This is a genomic window from Flavobacterium sp. CSZ, assembly GCF_015350725.1.
GTDB lineage: Bacteria > Bacteroidota > Bacteroidia > Flavobacteriales > Flavobacteriaceae > Flavobacterium.
On record NZ_JADKPQ010000005.1, the window covers coordinates 95,096 to 112,356 of the forward strand.

15 protein-coding genes and 1 riboswitch are annotated in these 17,261 nt (G+C 34.0%); of the genes, 14 read left to right on the top strand and 1 reads right to left on the bottom strand.

Annotation, left to right across the window (positions count from 1 at the left end; translation table 11 throughout):
- Nucleotides 1-143: 143 nt before the first annotated feature.
- The 8 genes from IRZ78_RS07490 (at nucleotide 144) to IRZ78_RS07525 (ending at nucleotide 8,895) form a co-directional block, all read left to right on the top strand.
- A complete protein-coding gene (locus IRZ78_RS07490; RefSeq protein WP_194615934.1) occupies nucleotides 144-1,232 on the top strand; it encodes an aspartate kinase in 1,089 nt (362 codons plus the stop codon).
- Between the two features lie 614 nt (nucleotides 1,233-1,846).
- Nucleotides 1,847-2,050, top strand: a complete 204-nt coding sequence (locus tag IRZ78_RS07495; RefSeq protein WP_194615935.1) for a hypothetical protein — start codon at nucleotides 1,847-1,849, stop codon at nucleotides 2,048-2,050.
- A gap of 189 nt (nucleotides 2,051-2,239) precedes the next feature.
- A riboswitch (SAM riboswitch) is annotated at nucleotides 2,240-2,348 on the top strand.
- Between the two features lie 77 nt (nucleotides 2,349-2,425).
- Nucleotides 2,426-3,409, top strand: coding sequence for an alpha/beta fold hydrolase (locus IRZ78_RS07500; RefSeq protein WP_228520402.1), 984 nt, complete (start codon nucleotides 2,426-2,428; stop codon nucleotides 3,407-3,409).
- Between the two features lies 1 nt (nucleotide 3,410).
- On the top strand, nucleotides 3,411-5,825 hold the full coding sequence (gene thrA, locus IRZ78_RS07505; protein WP_194615937.1) for a bifunctional aspartate kinase/homoserine dehydrogenase I: 2,415 nt from the start codon (nucleotides 3,411-3,413) through the stop codon (nucleotides 5,823-5,825).
- Between the two features lie 68 nt (nucleotides 5,826-5,893).
- A complete protein-coding gene (locus IRZ78_RS07510; protein WP_194615938.1) occupies nucleotides 5,894-6,451 on the top strand; it encodes a hypothetical protein in 558 nt (185 codons plus the stop codon).
- An 18-nt stretch (nucleotides 6,452-6,469) separates the two neighbouring features.
- Nucleotides 6,470-6,895 (top strand): OsmC family protein, encoded by a 426-nt coding sequence (locus tag IRZ78_RS07515; protein WP_194615939.1) that lies wholly within the window; start codon nucleotides 6,470-6,472, stop codon nucleotides 6,893-6,895.
- A 170-nt stretch (nucleotides 6,896-7,065) separates the two neighbouring features.
- Nucleotides 7,066-8,238, top strand: a complete 1,173-nt coding sequence (locus IRZ78_RS07520; RefSeq protein ID WP_194615940.1) for an aminotransferase class I/II-fold pyridoxal phosphate-dependent enzyme — start codon at nucleotides 7,066-7,068, stop codon at nucleotides 8,236-8,238.
- Between the two features lie 246 nt (nucleotides 8,239-8,484).
- On the top strand, nucleotides 8,485-8,895 hold the full coding sequence (locus IRZ78_RS07525; RefSeq protein WP_055097114.1) for an Rrf2 family transcriptional regulator: 411 nt from the start codon (nucleotides 8,485-8,487) through the stop codon (nucleotides 8,893-8,895).
- A gap of 100 nt (nucleotides 8,896-8,995) precedes the next feature.
- Here the strand turns inward: IRZ78_RS07525 and IRZ78_RS07530 are convergent, their stop codons facing one another.
- Nucleotides 8,996-9,778 carry a sulfite exporter TauE/SafE family protein gene (locus tag IRZ78_RS07530; RefSeq protein ID WP_194615941.1) on the bottom strand — a complete coding sequence of 261 codons (783 nt, stop codon included), beginning with the start codon at nucleotides 9,776-9,778 and terminating at the stop codon, nucleotides 8,996-8,998.
- Between the two features lie 313 nt (nucleotides 9,779-10,091).
- On the opposite strand from IRZ78_RS07530, the gene IRZ78_RS07535 reads away from it, so the two are divergent.
- The 6 genes from IRZ78_RS07535 to cobA all read left to right on the top strand — a co-directional run bounded on the left by IRZ78_RS07535 (nucleotide 10,092) and on the right by cobA (nucleotide 17,254).
- Nucleotides 10,092-10,994 carry a sulfite exporter TauE/SafE family protein gene (locus tag IRZ78_RS07535; protein ID WP_194615942.1) on the top strand — a complete coding sequence of 301 codons (903 nt, stop codon included), beginning with the start codon at nucleotides 10,092-10,094 and terminating at the stop codon, nucleotides 10,992-10,994.
- A gap of 31 nt (nucleotides 10,995-11,025) precedes the next feature.
- The gene (locus tag IRZ78_RS07540) at nucleotides 11,026-11,736 is read left to right on the top strand and encodes a phosphoadenylyl-sulfate reductase (RefSeq protein ID WP_194615943.1); all 711 of its coding nucleotides are present in this window, start codon (nucleotides 11,026-11,028) and stop codon (nucleotides 11,734-11,736) included.
- 257 nt (nucleotides 11,737-11,993) lie between these two features.
- On the top strand, nucleotides 11,994-12,899 hold the full coding sequence (gene cysD / locus IRZ78_RS07545; protein WP_194615944.1) for a sulfate adenylyltransferase subunit CysD: 906 nt from the start codon (nucleotides 11,994-11,996) through the stop codon (nucleotides 12,897-12,899).
- 132 nt (nucleotides 12,900-13,031) lie between these two features.
- Nucleotides 13,032-14,276: a GTP-binding protein gene (locus IRZ78_RS07550; RefSeq protein WP_194615945.1), complete on the top strand. Its 1,245-nt coding sequence runs from the start codon at nucleotides 13,032-13,034 to the stop codon at nucleotides 14,274-14,276.
- Nucleotides 14,277-14,394: 118 nt separating this feature from the next.
- Entirely contained in the window at nucleotides 14,395-16,485 is a 2,091-nt protein-coding gene (locus tag IRZ78_RS07555; protein ID WP_194615946.1) for a HEPN domain-containing protein, read from the top strand.
- Nucleotides 16,478-17,254, top strand: a complete 777-nt coding sequence (gene cobA / locus IRZ78_RS07560; protein WP_194615947.1) for a uroporphyrinogen-III C-methyltransferase — start codon at nucleotides 16,478-16,480, stop codon at nucleotides 17,252-17,254. Before IRZ78_RS07555 ends, cobA begins: the two co-directional genes overlap by 8 nt.
- Nucleotides 17,255-17,261: the final 7 nt, after the last annotated feature.

Below are 17,261 nucleotides of genomic sequence, written 5' to 3' on the forward strand. Positions count from 1 at the left end.
ATAAAAAATTTCACCATATAAGTGATTATAAGTTCATTTTAGTAGAGACGCACAGCAGTACCGTCTAAATAATATGCGTTGATAATATTACATGAACTTATAATCACTTATATGGTTTAATCAACCCCAATAAATTAGAAATTATGTCAAAGCTTAAAATAAATATCATCCTTTTTGGAATTGGAAATATCGGAAGCACTTTGATCAATCAAATCATCGAAAGCCAGGATTTTTTTCTTGAAAGTAAGAACATTGATTTTCATTTTCCAATTATAACAAATTCAACAGTAGCTTTTTTCGAGAAAGAAGGCGTGGGATATGCCTGGGAAACCAATTTTCTTGAATTGGCAGTTCCGTTTAAAGTGCAGGATATTATTGAATTTGCCAAAGAAAACGAATTTGAGAACTTAATAGCCGTTGATGCTACAGCAAGCGACGAGCTCATTGATCATTATAATACTTTGATCGAGAACGGATTTAATATAGTAGCGGTAAATAAAAAAGCCAATACATTGCCTATTGATTTATATAAAGAAATCAGGGCGAATCTTAAAAAATACGACAAAGAATTTTTGTATGAAACATCAGTAGACACAGGTTTTCCGGTATTGCAAACCTTGAGAGATTTGTATTATTCAGGAGAAAAAATCACAAAGATCCGAGGAGTTTTCTCAGACAATCTGAGTTATGTCTTTAATAGATTTGCTAACGAAGAAGCTACTTTTTCATCCCTTTTAAAAGATGCAAGCTTATTAGGTTTAATGCGCTCTACTTTTAAAGAAGATTTATCAGGAAATGATACGGCAAGAAAACTACTGATTCTGACAAGGGAAATTGGGAAGGATTTTGATTTCTCTGATATAAAAATTAATTCGCTTATCACAGAAGAACATCTGGAGAAAAACGGAATCCTTAATAAAGATGCCATCGACAAATCATTTAAAATTGCCAAAATAGCCCAGGCAGATAATCATGTCCTGAGATACGTAGGTGAATTTGATTTGCAGAAAAATACTTTAGAAGTCAAATTAGTTTCAGAACCAGTTTGGTCAGCCATTGGTCAGTTAAAAGGGTCAGATACCATTTTTGAAATTTATACCCAATCTTATGCCGATGTTCCAATAGCAATTCAAAGCGCCTCGGCATGTAAGCAGGCCATTTCAAGAGGGATAATAACTGACATTTTAAAAGTAGCCGAAAAAATTAAAAATAAAGAAGTAGTTTGGCTGTAAGTGGTTTCGAATAGTAGTTAGTTGTTCTTTGATATAATGAAACAGGAAAGTTCATTACGTATTTTTTTGTAGGTTTTAACGCTCAATTATTTAAATCTTAAATTTGTAAGATGTTTTTTAACGATAAAAAGATGTTTTTTAACGTTTTTTAGGATTAATTTGCTGATCCTCACTTGCATAATTGAAAAAATATTCGCACATTTGTAATACCTCAAAATTACCAGAAAAATAAACTTAATATTCTGAAAATAGTTATGTCGATCGGGACAAAAGTTGAAACAACTTTATTTCTTAATTGATTAAAAAAGAAGATAAAAGTAAAAAGATTTCGGCAGTTTCCGGGAAGCTTATTAAAATAAAACAAATGCAAGAATTTTTTAAAATAGCAAGTAAATCCAAGATGAATAAATCCCTACAGATGAACAAGATGTTTAATGTCGCACGTATTTGTGTACGCGTCTGTTGATACTAAAAGTATATATAAGTTGTATAAAACTTAAACCCTTTTGGTATTGTGATCCAAAAGGGTTTTTTTATTCCATTTGGTTGCCATAACAAAAAATTAAACAAATAATAAATATTATAAAACGTAAACTAACATAAATTTAAATATCATGAGCAAATTAAACTACATAACAAAAACGTTTTCTACATTGAAAAACTTGAGAGCTAAAAGAAACAATCCGCCGCCGCCAACAAATGAATTGGTACATCCTAGATTCGGGATAACTGAGGCAGATAAGATAGCAGAGAAAAAAGAGCCAAATTCATTATTATTTTTGATGTATTCAAAAGAGAATGAAACACTTTTTATCTAAATCAAAAAGTATCATAAAATAGGGGAATACCTGCTTAATTTTACTGGGCAAATTGTTCGGTAATTTTTTGCGTACAATAGTTTTTGGTTGAATTATGTTTAAGAAATTAAGCAATCAGTTTCGATAAAATTTGTTTGTTTAAGAAATTAGTAGTTAATTTGCACCTTTAAGTTCAAGCACGTATTGAAAATGTTATAAAGAAAGGACGAGGGATTAGACCCGATGAATCCTTAGCAACCCTTCGTTAAATCGAAGAAGGTGCTGCATTCTACCACGCCCAAACGTGGAAAGATAACAACAAGAATTTTCTAGTTTCACTCTAGTACTTTCTTTCTAATATTTCCACATACAAATCAAAATTAAAAAGATTTGAAATTGGAAAATATACCAAGTCCCATTATAATTCAAGATTTCATCACAGAAAGTGGTGCATCATATCCATTATTGCCATTAAGTTTTACACTTTCCGGTGTACCACTGAATAGCGCGCCTATTGTTTTGGTCAATCATGCTTTGACTGGAAACGCTCAGGTTACTGGCGAAAATGGCTGGTGGAATGACTTAATTGGCGACGAAAAAACAATCGATACCCATAAATATACCGTATTAGCATTCGACGTTCCCGGAAACGGAAACGATTCGTTTGTAATCGAAAATTATCAGGACTTCACCACAAGAGATATGGCCCGTATTTTTATAAAAGGTCTGGAGGCATTAAATATCAGCCAATTGCACACCATTATTGGAGGTTCTGTTGGTGGAGGAATTGCCTGGGAAATCCTTGCATTAGAACCTAATATTACCCGAAACTTAATCCCGATTGCGACCGACTGGAAATCGACCGACTGGATGATTGCTAATTGTTATTTACAAGAGCAAATCCTGAACAATTCTTCAAGACCTATCGAAGATGCCAGAATTCATGCCATGTTGTGTTACCGCTCTCCTGAATCATTCAAAGAAAAATTTCAGCGTACGATCAATACCAATCTCTCGATCTTTAATATCGAAAGCTGGCTGGCGCATCACGGCGAAAAATTACAAAAGAGATATCAATTGTCATCTTATAAACTGATGAACCAATTGCTCAAAACCATAGACATAACCAGAAATAGTGACGATTTCGAAACTTTAATGTCCAGAACAAATGCAGCGATTCATATTATCGGGATCAACTCTGATTTGTTTTTTACACCAAAAGAAAATCGCGAAACTTTTCAGGAATTAAAGAAGTTCAAAGACAATGTTTTTTACAGCGAAATAGATTCGGTTCACGGACATGACGCTTTTTTAATCGAGTACAAACAATTAGATCATTTACTTGCCGATATTTTTAAGGCAGAAACAATAGAAAAATAAAATGAAAATATTAAAATTTGGAGGCAAATCGTTATCAAACGGAGAAGGACTTAACAAAGTAGTTTCAATCATTTCTGATAAAGTAAATCAAGGAGAACAAATTGCAGTTGTGGTTTCTGCCCGTGGAAATGCAACAGACGAATTAGAATATATTTTAAAACTTGCTGCTAAAAATGGTAGTTACAAACCATTATTTGAGAATTTTAAAGCCTATCAGATATCAGATTATCCGCAGGTAGATTTATCTGAAGAGTTTAATATTTTAGAGAAACTTTTTGAAGGCGTTAGTTTAATTGGCGATTACAGCAATAAAATAAAAGATCAGATTTTATCCAAAGGCGAATTGCTTTCGGCTAAATTGCTGACGGCTATTTTAAAAGAAAAAGGAATTCCTGCTAATTTTGTCGATTCAAGAGAATTGCTAAAAACCGACTCTAAATTTGGTGATGCACAGCCATTAGAGCAGCTTTCTAAGAAAAATGTTGTCAATTATTTCAAAGAGCACAACGGTTCGACGGTGAATATTGTTACTGGTTTTATTGGTTCGAACAACAATAACGATACAACAACTTTAGGAAGAAACGGCAGTAATTATACCGCATCATTAATTGCAAATTATTTGAATGCCGAAGAATTACAAAACTTCACCCACGTTGACGGAATTTACACAGCAAATCCTGATTTGGTTGCTGATGCTAAAAAGATCGAATTTTTGTCTTTTAATGAAGCGAACGAATTGGCCAATTTTGGCGCAACAATCCTTCATGCCAAAACGATAATTCCTTTATTAGAAAAAAATATTCCGCTTCGTATTTTAAATACATTCAATCACGAAAACCGCGGAACATTAATTACATCAGATTCAGCTAAAGAAGGAATCAAAACACTTTCGGTTTTAGAGAATTTATCATTGGTAAATCTTGAAGGACGCGGATTGCTTGGGAAATCCGGCGTTGATGCCCGAATTTTTAAAGTAATGGGCGATCACAATATTAGTGTAAGTATCATTTCGCAAGGTTCTTCAGAAAGAGGAATCGGCTTGGTTGTGGCTACAGATAAAGCAACAACGGCTATGATCGAATTAGAAAAAGAGTTCGAAAATGATTTTTATTCTAAAGATGTAAACCAGATTACGGTAACAGATAATGTTTCGGTAATTTCGATTATCGGGCAGGATTTAAGTACTTTTCATAAACCTTACACCGCATTAATCAAAAATAAAATTGTTCCAATTTTGTTTAACAATACCGTTACGGGTAAAAACGTGAGTTTGGTCGTTAAAAAATCAGAACTTAATAAAGCGTTGAACGTAATTCATGGAGAGATTTTTGGAGTTTCTAAAAAAATCAACATTGCCATTTTCGGTCACGGATTGGTAGGTGGAACTTTGATCAATCAAATTTTAGAATCTGCTGCAGCAATCGAAAAACGTAAAGACATTAAACTGAATGTTTTTGCTATTGCGAATTCTAAAAAATTACTTTTAAATAAAAATGGCGTAACTTCAAACTGGAAAAATGACATTCAAAAAGAAGGTCTTGAATATACCATAAATGATGTAATTGCTTACGCGAACCAACACCATTTAGAAAACTTAATTGCGATTGATAATACAGCAAGTGCCGCTTTCGTAGAAAATTATATTTCGTTGATAGAGAGTAGTTTCGACCTGATCTCATCAAACAAAGTAGCCAATACATTAAGTTATGGCTTTTATAAAGAATTGAGAAAATCATTAGCAGATAATCAGAAAAATTATTTATATGAAACCAATGTTGGTGCAGGTTTACCGTTGATTGATACGATTAAATTATTACATCTATCAGGTGAAAATATCACTAAAATAAAAGGGGTTTTCTCAGGAACATTGAGTTATTTATTCAATAATTTCTCTGCAAAAGATGCTCCTTTTAGTGAGATTCTGCAAGAAGCAATTGATAACGGATATACAGAACCGGACCCGCGTGAGGATTTATGTGGAAATGATGTGGGAAGAAAATTATTGATCCTGGCAAGAGAGTTAGATTTACAAAATGAGTTTGAAGAAATCTCGATTCAGAATTTGATTCCGGAACATTTACGTGACGGAAACGTATCAGATTTCTTAACTAAACTAAAAGAATTTGACCCAATTTACGAGAAAATAAAAGCCGATCAAAAGCCAAATCATGTATTAAGATACATTGGTGAATTGTCTGGAGATTTACAAAATGACAAAGGAATTCTGGAAGTAAAATTAGTTTCAGTACCATCTGATACTGCTTTAGGAGGATTAAAAGGATCTGATTCTTTCTTCGAAATTTATACAGAATCTTACGGAGATCGCCCAATTGTAATTCAGGGAGCCGGTGCAGGTTCTGCAGTAACGGCGAGAGGAGTTTTTGGAGATATTTTGAGATTATCAGATAAAGGGTAAAAGAATTTAGTCCCGAAACTTCGGGATACAGTGTTGATTTTTAAAAGCCGATTAATGAACATTTAGGAATGAAAAACGTACTGATTTTACTATTTTTTTCGAACATTTTGACTGCTCAGATTTCTAATGTTATTAGAAATAAAGACAGTTATAGGCAAGATGTTTTTTCTTATAAAGGAGTTAGGACAATTCAAATAGACGAAGTGAGTGCTGTTGGAAATGAGGACAACGTATTTATTTTTTCGAAAATTGAAAAAAATGCCAATCCTGATAAAATGTATTTCCAAAGATTTACAAAAGTCAATGATAAATGGATTGTAAAATCTATTCTTGAAGTAAATCATAACGGAATTATTTCGGCCTGGGGAAGCAGAAAAGCTTTTGCAGATTACAATAAAGATAAGAGTGTTGATGCTCTTTTTATTTACGGACTATATGATTCAGATTTTAAACAACAATCTGTTCATTTGGTTTTTTCGCAAAAAGATCAATTCTATACGATAGAATCCAGTGTTTATGATGATTTTAAAACAGATCAATTCTCACCTAATTTTAAATCTTTAGATGCAGAATCTAAAAAACAGATTTTAGAATACTGGGGGAAATTAGACAAAAAAGACAAATAACTTAGGAAAACAAAAAACATGAAAGTAACCTTAAACAGAGTAAACGACGCATTTCATTTTAAACTCAAAAATGAGCGTGGTCATGTAGTTGATGTTGATAGCAGAGCCGAGTTTGGCGGAAGCGATTTAGGTGCAAGTCCAATGGAATTAGTATTGATGGGTGTTGCAGGATGCAGTGCTATTGATATGATTTCGATATTAAAGAAACAACGTCAGGAAATAACTTCTTTTAACGCTGAGGTAGAAGGAGAACGCGTAAAAATTGGAGAAGCGACGCCATTTAAAGAAATCAATGTGGTTTTTTATTTAGAAGGTGACATCAATCCCGAAAAGGCGCAAAAAGCGGCACAACTTTCTTTTGAGAAATATTGTTCAGTAGCCAAAACGGTTGAACCAACGGCTACAATAAAATACAAAGTTGTTTTAAACGACAAAGAATTATAGAATTAGAAAATGAGTCAATTTGATAATTAGATAATTTTTACCCTTACTGATTACATCACAAATATTTGCATCAATTTCTTAGTGAATCTCTGAGTTTCTTTTGCGGGTCTTTGTGAAATTAAAAAAAGAATTAGTGCCAATTGGTGCAATTCGTGTTAAAATAAAAAAAAATGAACGAAGAAGAATTTGGCTTTGAAACTTTAGCCATAAGAACACATTTAGAAAAAACACAATTTCAGGAACATTCAACTCCTTTATATTTATCATCAAGTTTTGTATTTGAGGATGCAGAGGATATGAGAGCGTCTTTCACTGAAGAAAAAGTACGTAATATCTACTCACGTTTTAGCAACCCAAACACAACCGAGTTTGTAGATAAAGTTTGTGCTATGGAAAGTGCTGAAGCAGGTTATGCTTTTGCAACTGGAATGGCTGCAATATATTCAACTTTTGCTGCATTGCTGGAATCAGGCGATCATATTGTTTCTGCAGGAAGCGTTTTTGGGTCGACTCACGCGTTGTTTATGACTTATTTTCCAAAATGGAATATTGAAACCACTTATTTTGATATTAATAAGCCTGAAACAATAGAGAGTTTTATTAAACCAAATACCAAAATTTTATACGCAGAAACGCCTACAAATCCAGGTGTAGATGTAATTGATTTAGAATTATTGGGTCAAATAGCTAAAAAGCACAACTTGATTTTAATTATCGATAATTGTTTTGCTACGCCATATATTCAGCAGCCAATTAAATACGGTGCTGATATAGTGATTCATTCTGCGACAAAATTAATCGACGGACAAGGTCGTGTTTTAGGAGGAGTTGCAGTTGGAAATGCAGAATTAATTCGTAAGATATATTTATTTTCAAGAAATACAGGACCGGCAATGTCGCCTTTTAATGCGTGGGTTTTGTCCAAAAGTTTAGAGACTTTGGCAGTTCGTGTTGATAAACATTGCGAAAATGCCTTAAAAGTAGCAGAGTTTTTAGAAAATCATCCTAATGTTGAGAGTATTAAATATCCGTTCCTAAAATCGCATCCAAAGTATGAAATTGCCAAAAAGCAAATGCTTTTGGGAGGTAATATAATTGCCATTGAAATTAAAGGTGGAATCGAAGCAGGAAGAAAATTTCTGGATAAGATTAAATTATGTTCTCTTTCGGCAAATATTGGAGACGTAAAAACTATTGTAACACACCCGGCATCGACAACACATAGCAAATTATCTGTAGAAGAAAAGTTAGCTGTTGGAATTACAGAAGGCTTGGTGCGAGTTTCTGTAGGTTTGGAAACCGTAAAAGATATTATTGCCGATTTAGATCAGGCGCTTTCTTAGATAATTTTATATTGAAGAGTTTAGATCTTATTATACCATAAATGGCGATTTTTAATTGTAAATTAGTTACGGTTGAAAATCGCTTTTTATTTATATTTTCTTAAACCATACTAATTTAGTAGAACTTACTTTTTCATTGTGTTATTTTTCTCATTCAAAAAGCTTATTTTTGTTGCAGAAAAATATGCAGTTTGTTATTTTAGACATAAATCTAAACTGAACATTCTACAATCTAAATTTATTTAAGTGCTTTCAAAGAAAACAAAATACGGAATTAAGGCTTTAACTTATTTGGCTAGACGTGAAAATAATGAACCTGTACAGATTGCCGAAATTGCTAAAAGCGAACATATTTCGATAAAATTCTTAGAAAGTATATTGTTATTGCTGAGAAATTCCGGTTTCCTTGGAGCTAAAAAAGGAAAAGGCGGAGGTTATTACCTGATAAAAGATCCAAAAGATATCAGTATGGCCAAAGTGTACCGTATTCTTGAAGGTCCAATAGCTTTGCTGCCTTGCGCAAGTCATAACTTTTATGAAAGATGCGATGATTGCGATGATGAAACTACTTGTGCAGCAAGACGTTTAATGATGGAAGTTCGTGATAATACACTTAAAATATTAGAAAGTAATTCTTTGGCAGATATTGCATTTTAGTTTTAACCATATAATTTATGTAAGGCAATATAAGTGTCGCTTTGAATAAACTTCGTAAGTTTTTATTAAATGAACTTATATCACTTATATGGTAGAGAAATTAAAAAATCAATTTATATCCGGCTAAGAAAAGCATTACGGCAATAGCATTTCGTAGAAATAAATCAGGAACTTTTCCACTTAGCATACTTCCAATAAAAATTCCGGGAAGGGATCCCAATAATAGCTGGCCCAATAAAACTAAATCTAAATTTCCCATTGAGGCGTGCCCAATTCCGGCAACAAGAGTTAGCGGAACAGCATGGGCAATTTCGGTTCCTACCAAACGAGGCGTTGGTAAAAGCGGATACAGGAAAAATAAAGTAACCGTTCCTAAAGCTCCGGCACCAATAGATGTTAAAGTTACAGTTGCGCCCAATAATACCCCAATCCCGATAGTCAGCATGTTTTGAGTATGACTTTCGCTGTGAAATTTATCTCCCGCATGTTTTTGAGAATACACTAAAAGCTTCTTTTTGAATAGAATTGCAATTGAAGTAAAAAGCAATGCCCAGCCTAAACTGTATTTTATAACGGAATTTATAGTCGAAATATCTGTTTTAATGCTGTTTAGTATCCATAGCGTTAGTAAAGCTGCAGGAACACTTCCTAAAGTTAGCCAACCCGTGATCTTCCAGTTGATGTTTCCTTTTTTGTGGTGTACAAATACGCCTCCCATCTTGGTAAAAGCAGCATATAATAAATCGGTTCCAACGGCTGTTGTCGGGGGAATACCAAAATACAATAAAATTGGAGTCATTAATGAACCGCCCCCAACACCTGTCAATCCCACAACAAAACCTACTACCAAACCTGCAATTACAAGACCTATCTGAAAATCCATGAATAAAAATTTGCTGTAAAAATAAGAACAATTTTATAATAATCCGATGGATTTGGTAGACTTTAAAGTAGTATATTTGCAAATGAATATCTTTAATGTTTTATGTGGTTGAAATACAAGTCGATACGATTTTTAACTTAAGAAGCCAATTTGTTATATTTTTTAAACTTCCGGCTTGCTTAACCAAAAGAGGATTAGAGTTGTAAAAAACTTAAATAATGTTTTGATATTTAGAAATAAGTACTAATTTTGCATAGTAATCTATTAAGCCGATAGGGTAATAGATTTATCAGCACAAAACCAAGCCATTAATATGGAAAAAGAATTAAAAATTAATAGTTATGATGTTAGATCTGATGCATCAATAAAAGAAAAGTTGTGGGTTGTTATTCCTGTGGTTTTGTTAATAGGTTTGTTGTCTACGTTGATATACAAACATCATGCTGAATTTTCAATAGAGGGATTAGTTTCTGGATTTGATGCAGATTTTTTAATTTTTTTTGCTATTGGAGTTTTTGCTCAGTTAGTAGACGGGACATTAGGAATGGGTTACGGAGCTACTTCAACTTCATTTTTATTGGCTTACGGAGTTCCGCCGTTAATTAGCAGTACAGGAGTTCACGTTGCAGAAATGTTTACAACAGGAGCGTCAGCGATTTCGCATCATAAATTCGGAAATATTAATAAAAAGCTGGTAAAACATTTATTAATTCCGGGAGTTTTAGGTTCGATTATAGGGGCTTATTTACTGTCTGATGTTATTAGCGGAGATGTTATAAAACCATTTATTGCGGTTTACATGATGGTATTAGCAGTTATTATCATTAGAAAAGCATTAGCTAAAACTATCGTTAAAAAGAAAACAAAAAAGCTTGGATATTTAGCCACTTTTGGAGGTTTTATGGATGCTGTTGGCGGTGGCGGATGGGGGCCAATCGTAACGTCTACATTATTAGGACGTGGTAGGAATCCAAGATATACAATTGGTTCTGTAAATGCAGCTGAATTTGCAATTTCGTTTGCAAGCGGAATTACTTTCATGCTTTTTGGAGGAATTCACGGCTGGCAGGTTATTATAGGATTGATTTTAGGAGGAGTAATTGCAGCACCATTAGGAGCTTATTTGGTAAATAAAATCAAAAGAAAACCAATGATGGTTGCAGTTGGAATATTAATTATATTATTGAGTTTGAAAACATTATCTAAATTATTGTAATAAGTTTTTTAGAAAGGGAAAGAAAGAGATTATGAGTGCGACAATTATACAATCATTATTAGATAAAACAAAAGATTTTTCGCTGGAAGAAACGTTGGTTTTTTTAGCAAATGAATATCCGGAAAAAGTAATTTTTTCGACTTCTTTTGGTCAGGAAGATCAGGTAATTACAGATTTTATTGCAAAAAGTAATACTGATATTACCATTTTTACCTTAGATACCGGAAGATTATTTCAGGAGACTTATGATGTTTTCCACAAGACATTAAAAAAATACAAAAAACAAATAGAAGTTTACTTTCCCGAAGCGGCATCAGTAGAAAATCTATTGAAGCAAAAAGGACCAAACAGCTTTTATGATTCGGTTGAAAACAGAAAAGAATGCTGTTTTATTCGTAAAGTGGTTCCGTTACGAAAAGCCTTGGCAGGAAACTCAGTTTGGATTACAGGTTTAAGAGCCGAACAATCTGAGAATAGAAACGACTTACAATTGTTTGAATACGATGGAGGTTTCGAAATTATTAAATTCAATCCGTTATTAAAATGGACTCTAGAAGAAGTAGAAACTTATTTATCAGAAAATAATGTTCCTCAAAATGCCTTACACAAACAAGGTTTCGTAAGCATAGGATGTGCGCCATGCACAAGAGCAATTTTCCCCGGTGAAGATATAAGAGCGGGAAGATGGTGGTGGGAATCAAGCCATAAAGAATGTGGTTTGCATAGTGCGAAGAAAGATTAAGAGAGGCTTAAGAAGCAAGAGAAGAGTATAGAATAAAGAATATAGATCGAGTTCCAGAGGAACGATTTATATTGTAGCGTCGGGTTTCAACCCGATGGAATTGTCAGATTGTGATGTATTTAGAATAAAGCAACGCATTAAAATCCGTTGAAAAAACAAAAACAAAAAACACAGAATAACGATGGTTTAGAAGTTTTAGATTAAACTCACAACGATTTAAAACTAAAAAAACTATCAAGCATTAAACAAAATATCAAATGAGTTCAAGTTCAGTATTAAAAACAAACGCTTTAGAGAGTGAAGCGATATACATTTTCAGAGAAGTAATTTCGCAATTTGACAAGCCTGTTTTACTTTTTTCTGGGGGAAAAGATTCTATAACATTAGTGCGTTTGGCACAAAAAGCATTTTTTCCGGCAAAAATTCCGTTTCCTCTTTTGCACGTTGATACGGGACACAATTTCCCTGAAACAATAGCTTTTAGAGATAAATTGGTAGAAGAATTAGGTTTAGAACTAATTGTTCGTAATGTTCAGGATGCTATCGATGAAGGAAAAGTGGTAGAAGAAACCGGAAAGTATTCCAGTAGAAACAGCTTGCAGACAATCACACTTTTAGATGCGATCGAAGAATTTAAATTTGATGCTTGTATTGGTGGTGCACGTCGTGATGAAGAAAAAGCGAGAGCAAAGGAACGTATTTTTTCAGTTCGTGATGATTTTGGTCAATGGGATGAAAAAAATCAACGTCCGGAGTTATTTGATATTTTGAACGGAAAAATAGAAAATGGTCAAAACGTTCGTGTTTTCCCAATTTCAAACTGGACAGAATTAGATGTTTGGAGTTATATCGAAAAAGAACATATCGAGATTCCATCGATCTATTTTTCACATAAAAGAAAAGTTTTTTTGAGAGATGGTTTAATTTGGTCGCATTCTCCTTATGTATACCAGGAAGAAGATGAACAAATCGAAGAAAGAATTGTTCGTTTCAGAACCGTTGGAGATATGAGTTGTACCGCTGCTGTTGAATCTTATGCTGCAACAATTCAGGAAGTTGTTGGAGAAATCAGAGAATCGACTATTTCTGAAAGAGGAGCCAGAATCGATGACAAACGTTCTGAAGCCGCAATGGAAAAGAGAAAACAACAAGGATACTTTTAATTCAATTAAAATTTTAGTATTAAAAATTAAAATCAAAAAAACATACAGCTTTAATTTTTAGATAAAGTTTTTCAGCAACTTGAGACCTGAAACTTGAAACAAAAAAATTAAACCTGAAACAAAAATATTAGAATGGAAGTTTTAAAAATAGCAACAGCAGGTAGTGTAGATGATGGGAAAAGTACTTTGATTGGAAGATTATTGTACGATACAAAATCATTGACGACTGACAAAATAGAAGCAATCGAAAAAAGCAGTAAACAAAAAGGATATGATTATCTTGATTTTTCATTGGCAACTGATGGTTTAGTAGCAGAGAGAGAACAAGGAATCACGATTGATGTTGCTCATATTTATTTTTCGACTGCAAAGAAAAGTTATATTATTGCCGATACTCCGGGTCACGTAGAATATACCAGAAACATGGTTACAGGAGCTTCGACTTCTCAGGTTTCTATTATTTTAATCGATGCCAGAAAAGGTGTAATTGAGCAAACCTACCGTCACTTTTTTATCAATAATTTATTGAGAGTAAAAGAGGTAATCGTGGCAATCAATAAAATGGATTTAGTTGATTATTCTGAAGAAGTTTACAATAAAATCAAAGCCGATTTTCAGGCATTAAACGCTAAAAGTACTTTCAAAGAACAAAACGTAAGCTACATTCCGTTAAGTGCAATCAATGGCGGAAACGTGGTGGATCAATCTAAAGATATGCCGTGGTATACAGGTCAGACTGTTTTACAACATTTAGAAGGATTAGATTCTGCAGATGTTTTTGAAACAGGAAAAGCACGTTTCCCGGTTCAAACTGTGATTCGCCCTAAAACAGAAGAATATCATGATTTTAGAGGTTACGCAGGAAAATTATATGGAAACTCTATTAAAGTAGGAGATGCCGTAACGGTTTTACCTTCTTTAACCGAATCTAAAGTAAAAAATATTCACTTTTTCGATAAACAATACGATGAAGCTGTTGCAGGTTCTTCAATCACAATCGAATTAGAAAATGACATCAATGTAACAAGAGGCGATATGATTGTAAAATCAGCTGAGCTTCCAAAAATTGAAAAAGAAATCAATACAACCGTGTGTTGGATGGACAGTAAAAAACTGGTTGCGGGTACAAAATATATTGTACAACACAACACCAATTCGGTTTTGGCAAAAGTAGAAAGCATTAAAAATACCATTTCAACTGATTATTCAGGTACGAAAGAAGCTTCACAATTAGCCATAAACGAAATAGGAGAAGTAAGCATCAAATTAAGTAAACCATTATATTTTGATGCCTATAACGATAATAAATCAAACGGCGCTTTTATCTTAATTGATACAGCAACCAATACCACCGCTGGAGTTGGATTTATTAGATAAACCTGCTATAAGCTTTAGGCTGTAAGCTTTAAGCGAAAATGTATAACGAGATATTTTAAAAGCTTATGGCATATAGCCTAAAGCTTAAAGCAAATAAAAAGCCTAAAGCCAAAAACAAATGGAAAGTTTTAGAACAGAAATAGAAAATCCGATCGTTCAGAAAGAGATCATCGATTTAGAAAAAAAGATTCATTTATTCCGTGGAGGAAAAATTGATGATGAGCGTTTTCGTAGTCTTCGTTTAGCGCGAGGAATTTACGGACAACGTCAGGAAGGCGTTCAAATGATTCGTATTAAATTGCCTTATGGTAAAGTAACCAGCGAACAATTGGTACGTATTACTAAAGTTTCTGATGAATATTCTACAGGACGTTTGCATATTACAACACGTCAGGACATTCAGATTCACTATGTAAGTCTGGACAGAACTCCGGAACTTTGGGCAAATTTGGCAAAAGACGATGTTACCTTGCGTGAAGCTTGTGGTAACACCGTAAGAAATATTACAGGAAGCGAATTGGCAGGTGTAGATGTAAATGAGCCATTTGATGTTTCGCCTTATGCACATGCTTTATTTCAATACTTATTAAGAAATCCTATTTGTCAGGAAATGGGGCGTAAATTCAAAATTTCGTTCTCATCATCTGATGAAGATACCGCGTTGAGTTATTTGCATGATTTAGGATTTATCCCGAAAATTGTTGATGGTGTTCGCGGTTTCAAAATCATGTTTGGAGGAGGTTTAGGATCTCAACCAGCACATGCTGAATTACTATCAGAATTTGTACCGGCAAACGAAATCATTCCAACAGCAGAAGGTATCATCCGTATTTTTGACAGATACGGGGAACGTGCCAAAAGAATGAAAGCGCGTATGAAATTTTTAATCAAAGAAATGGGAAGAGATGTTTTCCTTGATTTGGTTGAAAAAGAGAAAAAAGCAATTGCTTTTGAAACTTACGAAATTGATACCACAGCTTTTGACGGGCCAATTCCGGAGCCGTTATTAGAAACGCCAGCCGTTACTATCGAAGATACTGCAGCTTATGAAGCGTGGAAAAAATCGAATGTAATTGCTCAGAAACAAGAAGGTTATTACGCTATTGGGATCAAAGTTTTATTAGGAGATTTTTATACCGATAAAGCTAGATTATTAGCTGATTTAATTAAAAATTACGCAGCCAATGAATTACGTTTTTCATTGCGTCAAAATATTGTAATACGTCACGTAAAAGAGGCAAATTTACCTTTCTTTTATCAGGAATTAGCCAAATTAGGATTTGTAGATTTAGGATATAATTCTACAGCAGATATTACAGCATGCCCGGGTACAGATACTTGTAATTTGGGGATTGCAAGTAGTACCGGAATTGCTGAAGAATTAGAAAAAGTGCTCAATGCAGAATATCCTCAGTATTTAAACAATCAGGAAATCGAGATTAAGATTTCCGGTTGTATGAATGCTTGTGGGCAACACAATATGTCGGCAATTGGTTTTCAGGGAATGTCAATCAATTCAGGAAAATTAGTCGCTCCGGCTTTGCAGGTTTTATTAGGTGGTGGAAGATTAGGCAATGGTGCAGGACGCTTTGCTGACAAAGTAATCAAAATTCCAAGCCGTAGAGGACCAGATGCATTACGTACGATCTTAAATGATTTTGATGCGAATGCAAACGGAGAAAAATTCCTTAATTATTATGATCTTAAAGGAGAGAAGTATTTCTATGAAATTTTGAAACCTTTCGCAGACGTAACCAATTTAACCGAAGCTGATTTTATAGACTGGGGTAACGCAGATAACTACGTAAAAGCAGTTGGAGTAGGAGAATGTGCCGGAGTTGTAATTGACTTGGTTGCAACTTTATTATTAGAAGCCAAAGATAAATTGACTTTCGCACAAGAATCTTTCGACGAAGGAAAATGGTCAGATGCCATTTACCATGCTTATGCAGGATTTGTAAATGGAGCAAAAGCATTGTTGCTTTCAGAAAATGAGAAAACAAATAATCACGCCGGAATTGTAGATTTATTTGATACTGTTTTTATTGCAACTGACAAAATTCAGTTACCAACAACATTTAGAGAATTGGTATATCAAATCAATCAAAATGAGCCTACAGAAGCATTTGCGAAAGCATACATTCAACAAGGAATTTCATTTTTTGATACCATAGAAAAATACAGAGCTCAAGAATTAGCAAATGCATAATACAATAAAACCCAAAGTAACTTTAGTTGGCGCTGGTCCCGGAGATCCGGATTTGCTTACGCTGAAAGCTGTAAAAGCCCTTGCTGAAGCGAATGTGGTTTTGTACGATGCCTTGGCCAATGACGAAATATTAGCGCACGCTCCTAAAAATGCCATCAAAATTTTTGTTGGAAAAAAAATAGGAAATCACGCTTACACGCAAGATCAAATCAATCAGTTGATTGTAGATAATGCCTTAACCTACGGAAACGTAGTAAGATTAAAAGGTGGAGATCCGTTTATTTTTGGACGCGGAAGCGAAGAAATAGAATTTATCGAAAGTTTCGGAATCCCGACAGTTGTAGTTCCTGGAATATCTTCAGTGGTTGCAGTTCCGGCAAGTCAGGGAATTTCGATTACCAAAAGAGGCGTTTCAGAAAGCTTTTGGGCGATTACAGGAACAACTTCAGATAGGAAATTATCTTCAGATGTAGCTTTGGCCGCACAATCATCTGCAACGGTTGTTATTTTGATGGGAATGCACAAATTGCCTCAAATTATCGATTTGTTTCAAAAAGAAGATAAAGGAGATTTACCCGTTGCGATCATTCAAAACGGAACAACAGCCGAAGAAAAAGTAGGAGTTGGAACAGTAGATTCAATTTTAGAAGTTGTAAAACAGCAAAAATTAAGTTCGCCAGCAATTATCGTTCTGGGAAATGTGGTTCGCGAAAGCAACAAGTTAAAAGGATTTTACGAAGAATTTTTGTCAAAAGAAATCGTCCGATAATAAAAGT

What these genes read in the sequence shown, in the direction of transcription:
- IRZ78_RS07490 (WP_194615934.1), top strand. Translation starts at nt 144, where the DNA reads ATGTCAAAGCTTAAAATAAATATCATCCTTTTTGGAATTGGAAATATC.
- IRZ78_RS07495 (WP_194615935.1), top strand. Translation starts at nt 1,847, where the DNA reads ATGAGCAAATTAAACTACATAACAAAAACGTTTTCTACATTGAAAAAC.
- thrA (WP_194615937.1), top strand. Translation starts at nt 3,411, where the DNA reads ATGAAAATATTAAAATTTGGAGGCAAATCGTTATCAAACGGAGAAGGA.
- IRZ78_RS07510 (WP_194615938.1), top strand. Translation starts at nt 5,894, where the DNA reads ATGAAAAACGTACTGATTTTACTATTTTTTTCGAACATTTTGACTGCT.
- IRZ78_RS07515 (WP_194615939.1), top strand. Translation starts at nt 6,470, where the DNA reads ATGAAAGTAACCTTAAACAGAGTAAACGACGCATTTCATTTTAAACTC.
- IRZ78_RS07520 (WP_194615940.1), top strand. Translation starts at nt 7,066, where the DNA reads ATGAACGAAGAAGAATTTGGCTTTGAAACTTTAGCCATAAGAACACAT.
- IRZ78_RS07530 (WP_194615941.1), bottom strand. Translation starts at nt 9,778, where the DNA reads ATGGATTTTCAGATAGGTCTTGTAATTGCAGGTTTGGTAGTAGGTTTT.
- IRZ78_RS07535 (WP_194615942.1), top strand. Translation starts at nt 10,092, where the DNA reads ATGGAAAAAGAATTAAAAATTAATAGTTATGATGTTAGATCTGATGCA.
- IRZ78_RS07540 (WP_194615943.1), top strand. Translation starts at nt 11,026, where the DNA reads ATGAGTGCGACAATTATACAATCATTATTAGATAAAACAAAAGATTTT.
- cysD (WP_194615944.1), top strand. Translation starts at nt 11,994, where the DNA reads ATGAGTTCAAGTTCAGTATTAAAAACAAACGCTTTAGAGAGTGAAGCG.
- IRZ78_RS07550 (WP_194615945.1), top strand. Translation starts at nt 13,032, where the DNA reads ATGGAAGTTTTAAAAATAGCAACAGCAGGTAGTGTAGATGATGGGAAA.
- IRZ78_RS07555 (WP_194615946.1), top strand. Translation starts at nt 14,395, where the DNA reads ATGGAAAGTTTTAGAACAGAAATAGAAAATCCGATCGTTCAGAAAGAG.
- cobA (WP_194615947.1), top strand. Translation starts at nt 16,478, where the DNA reads ATGCATAATACAATAAAACCCAAAGTAACTTTAGTTGGCGCTGGTCCC.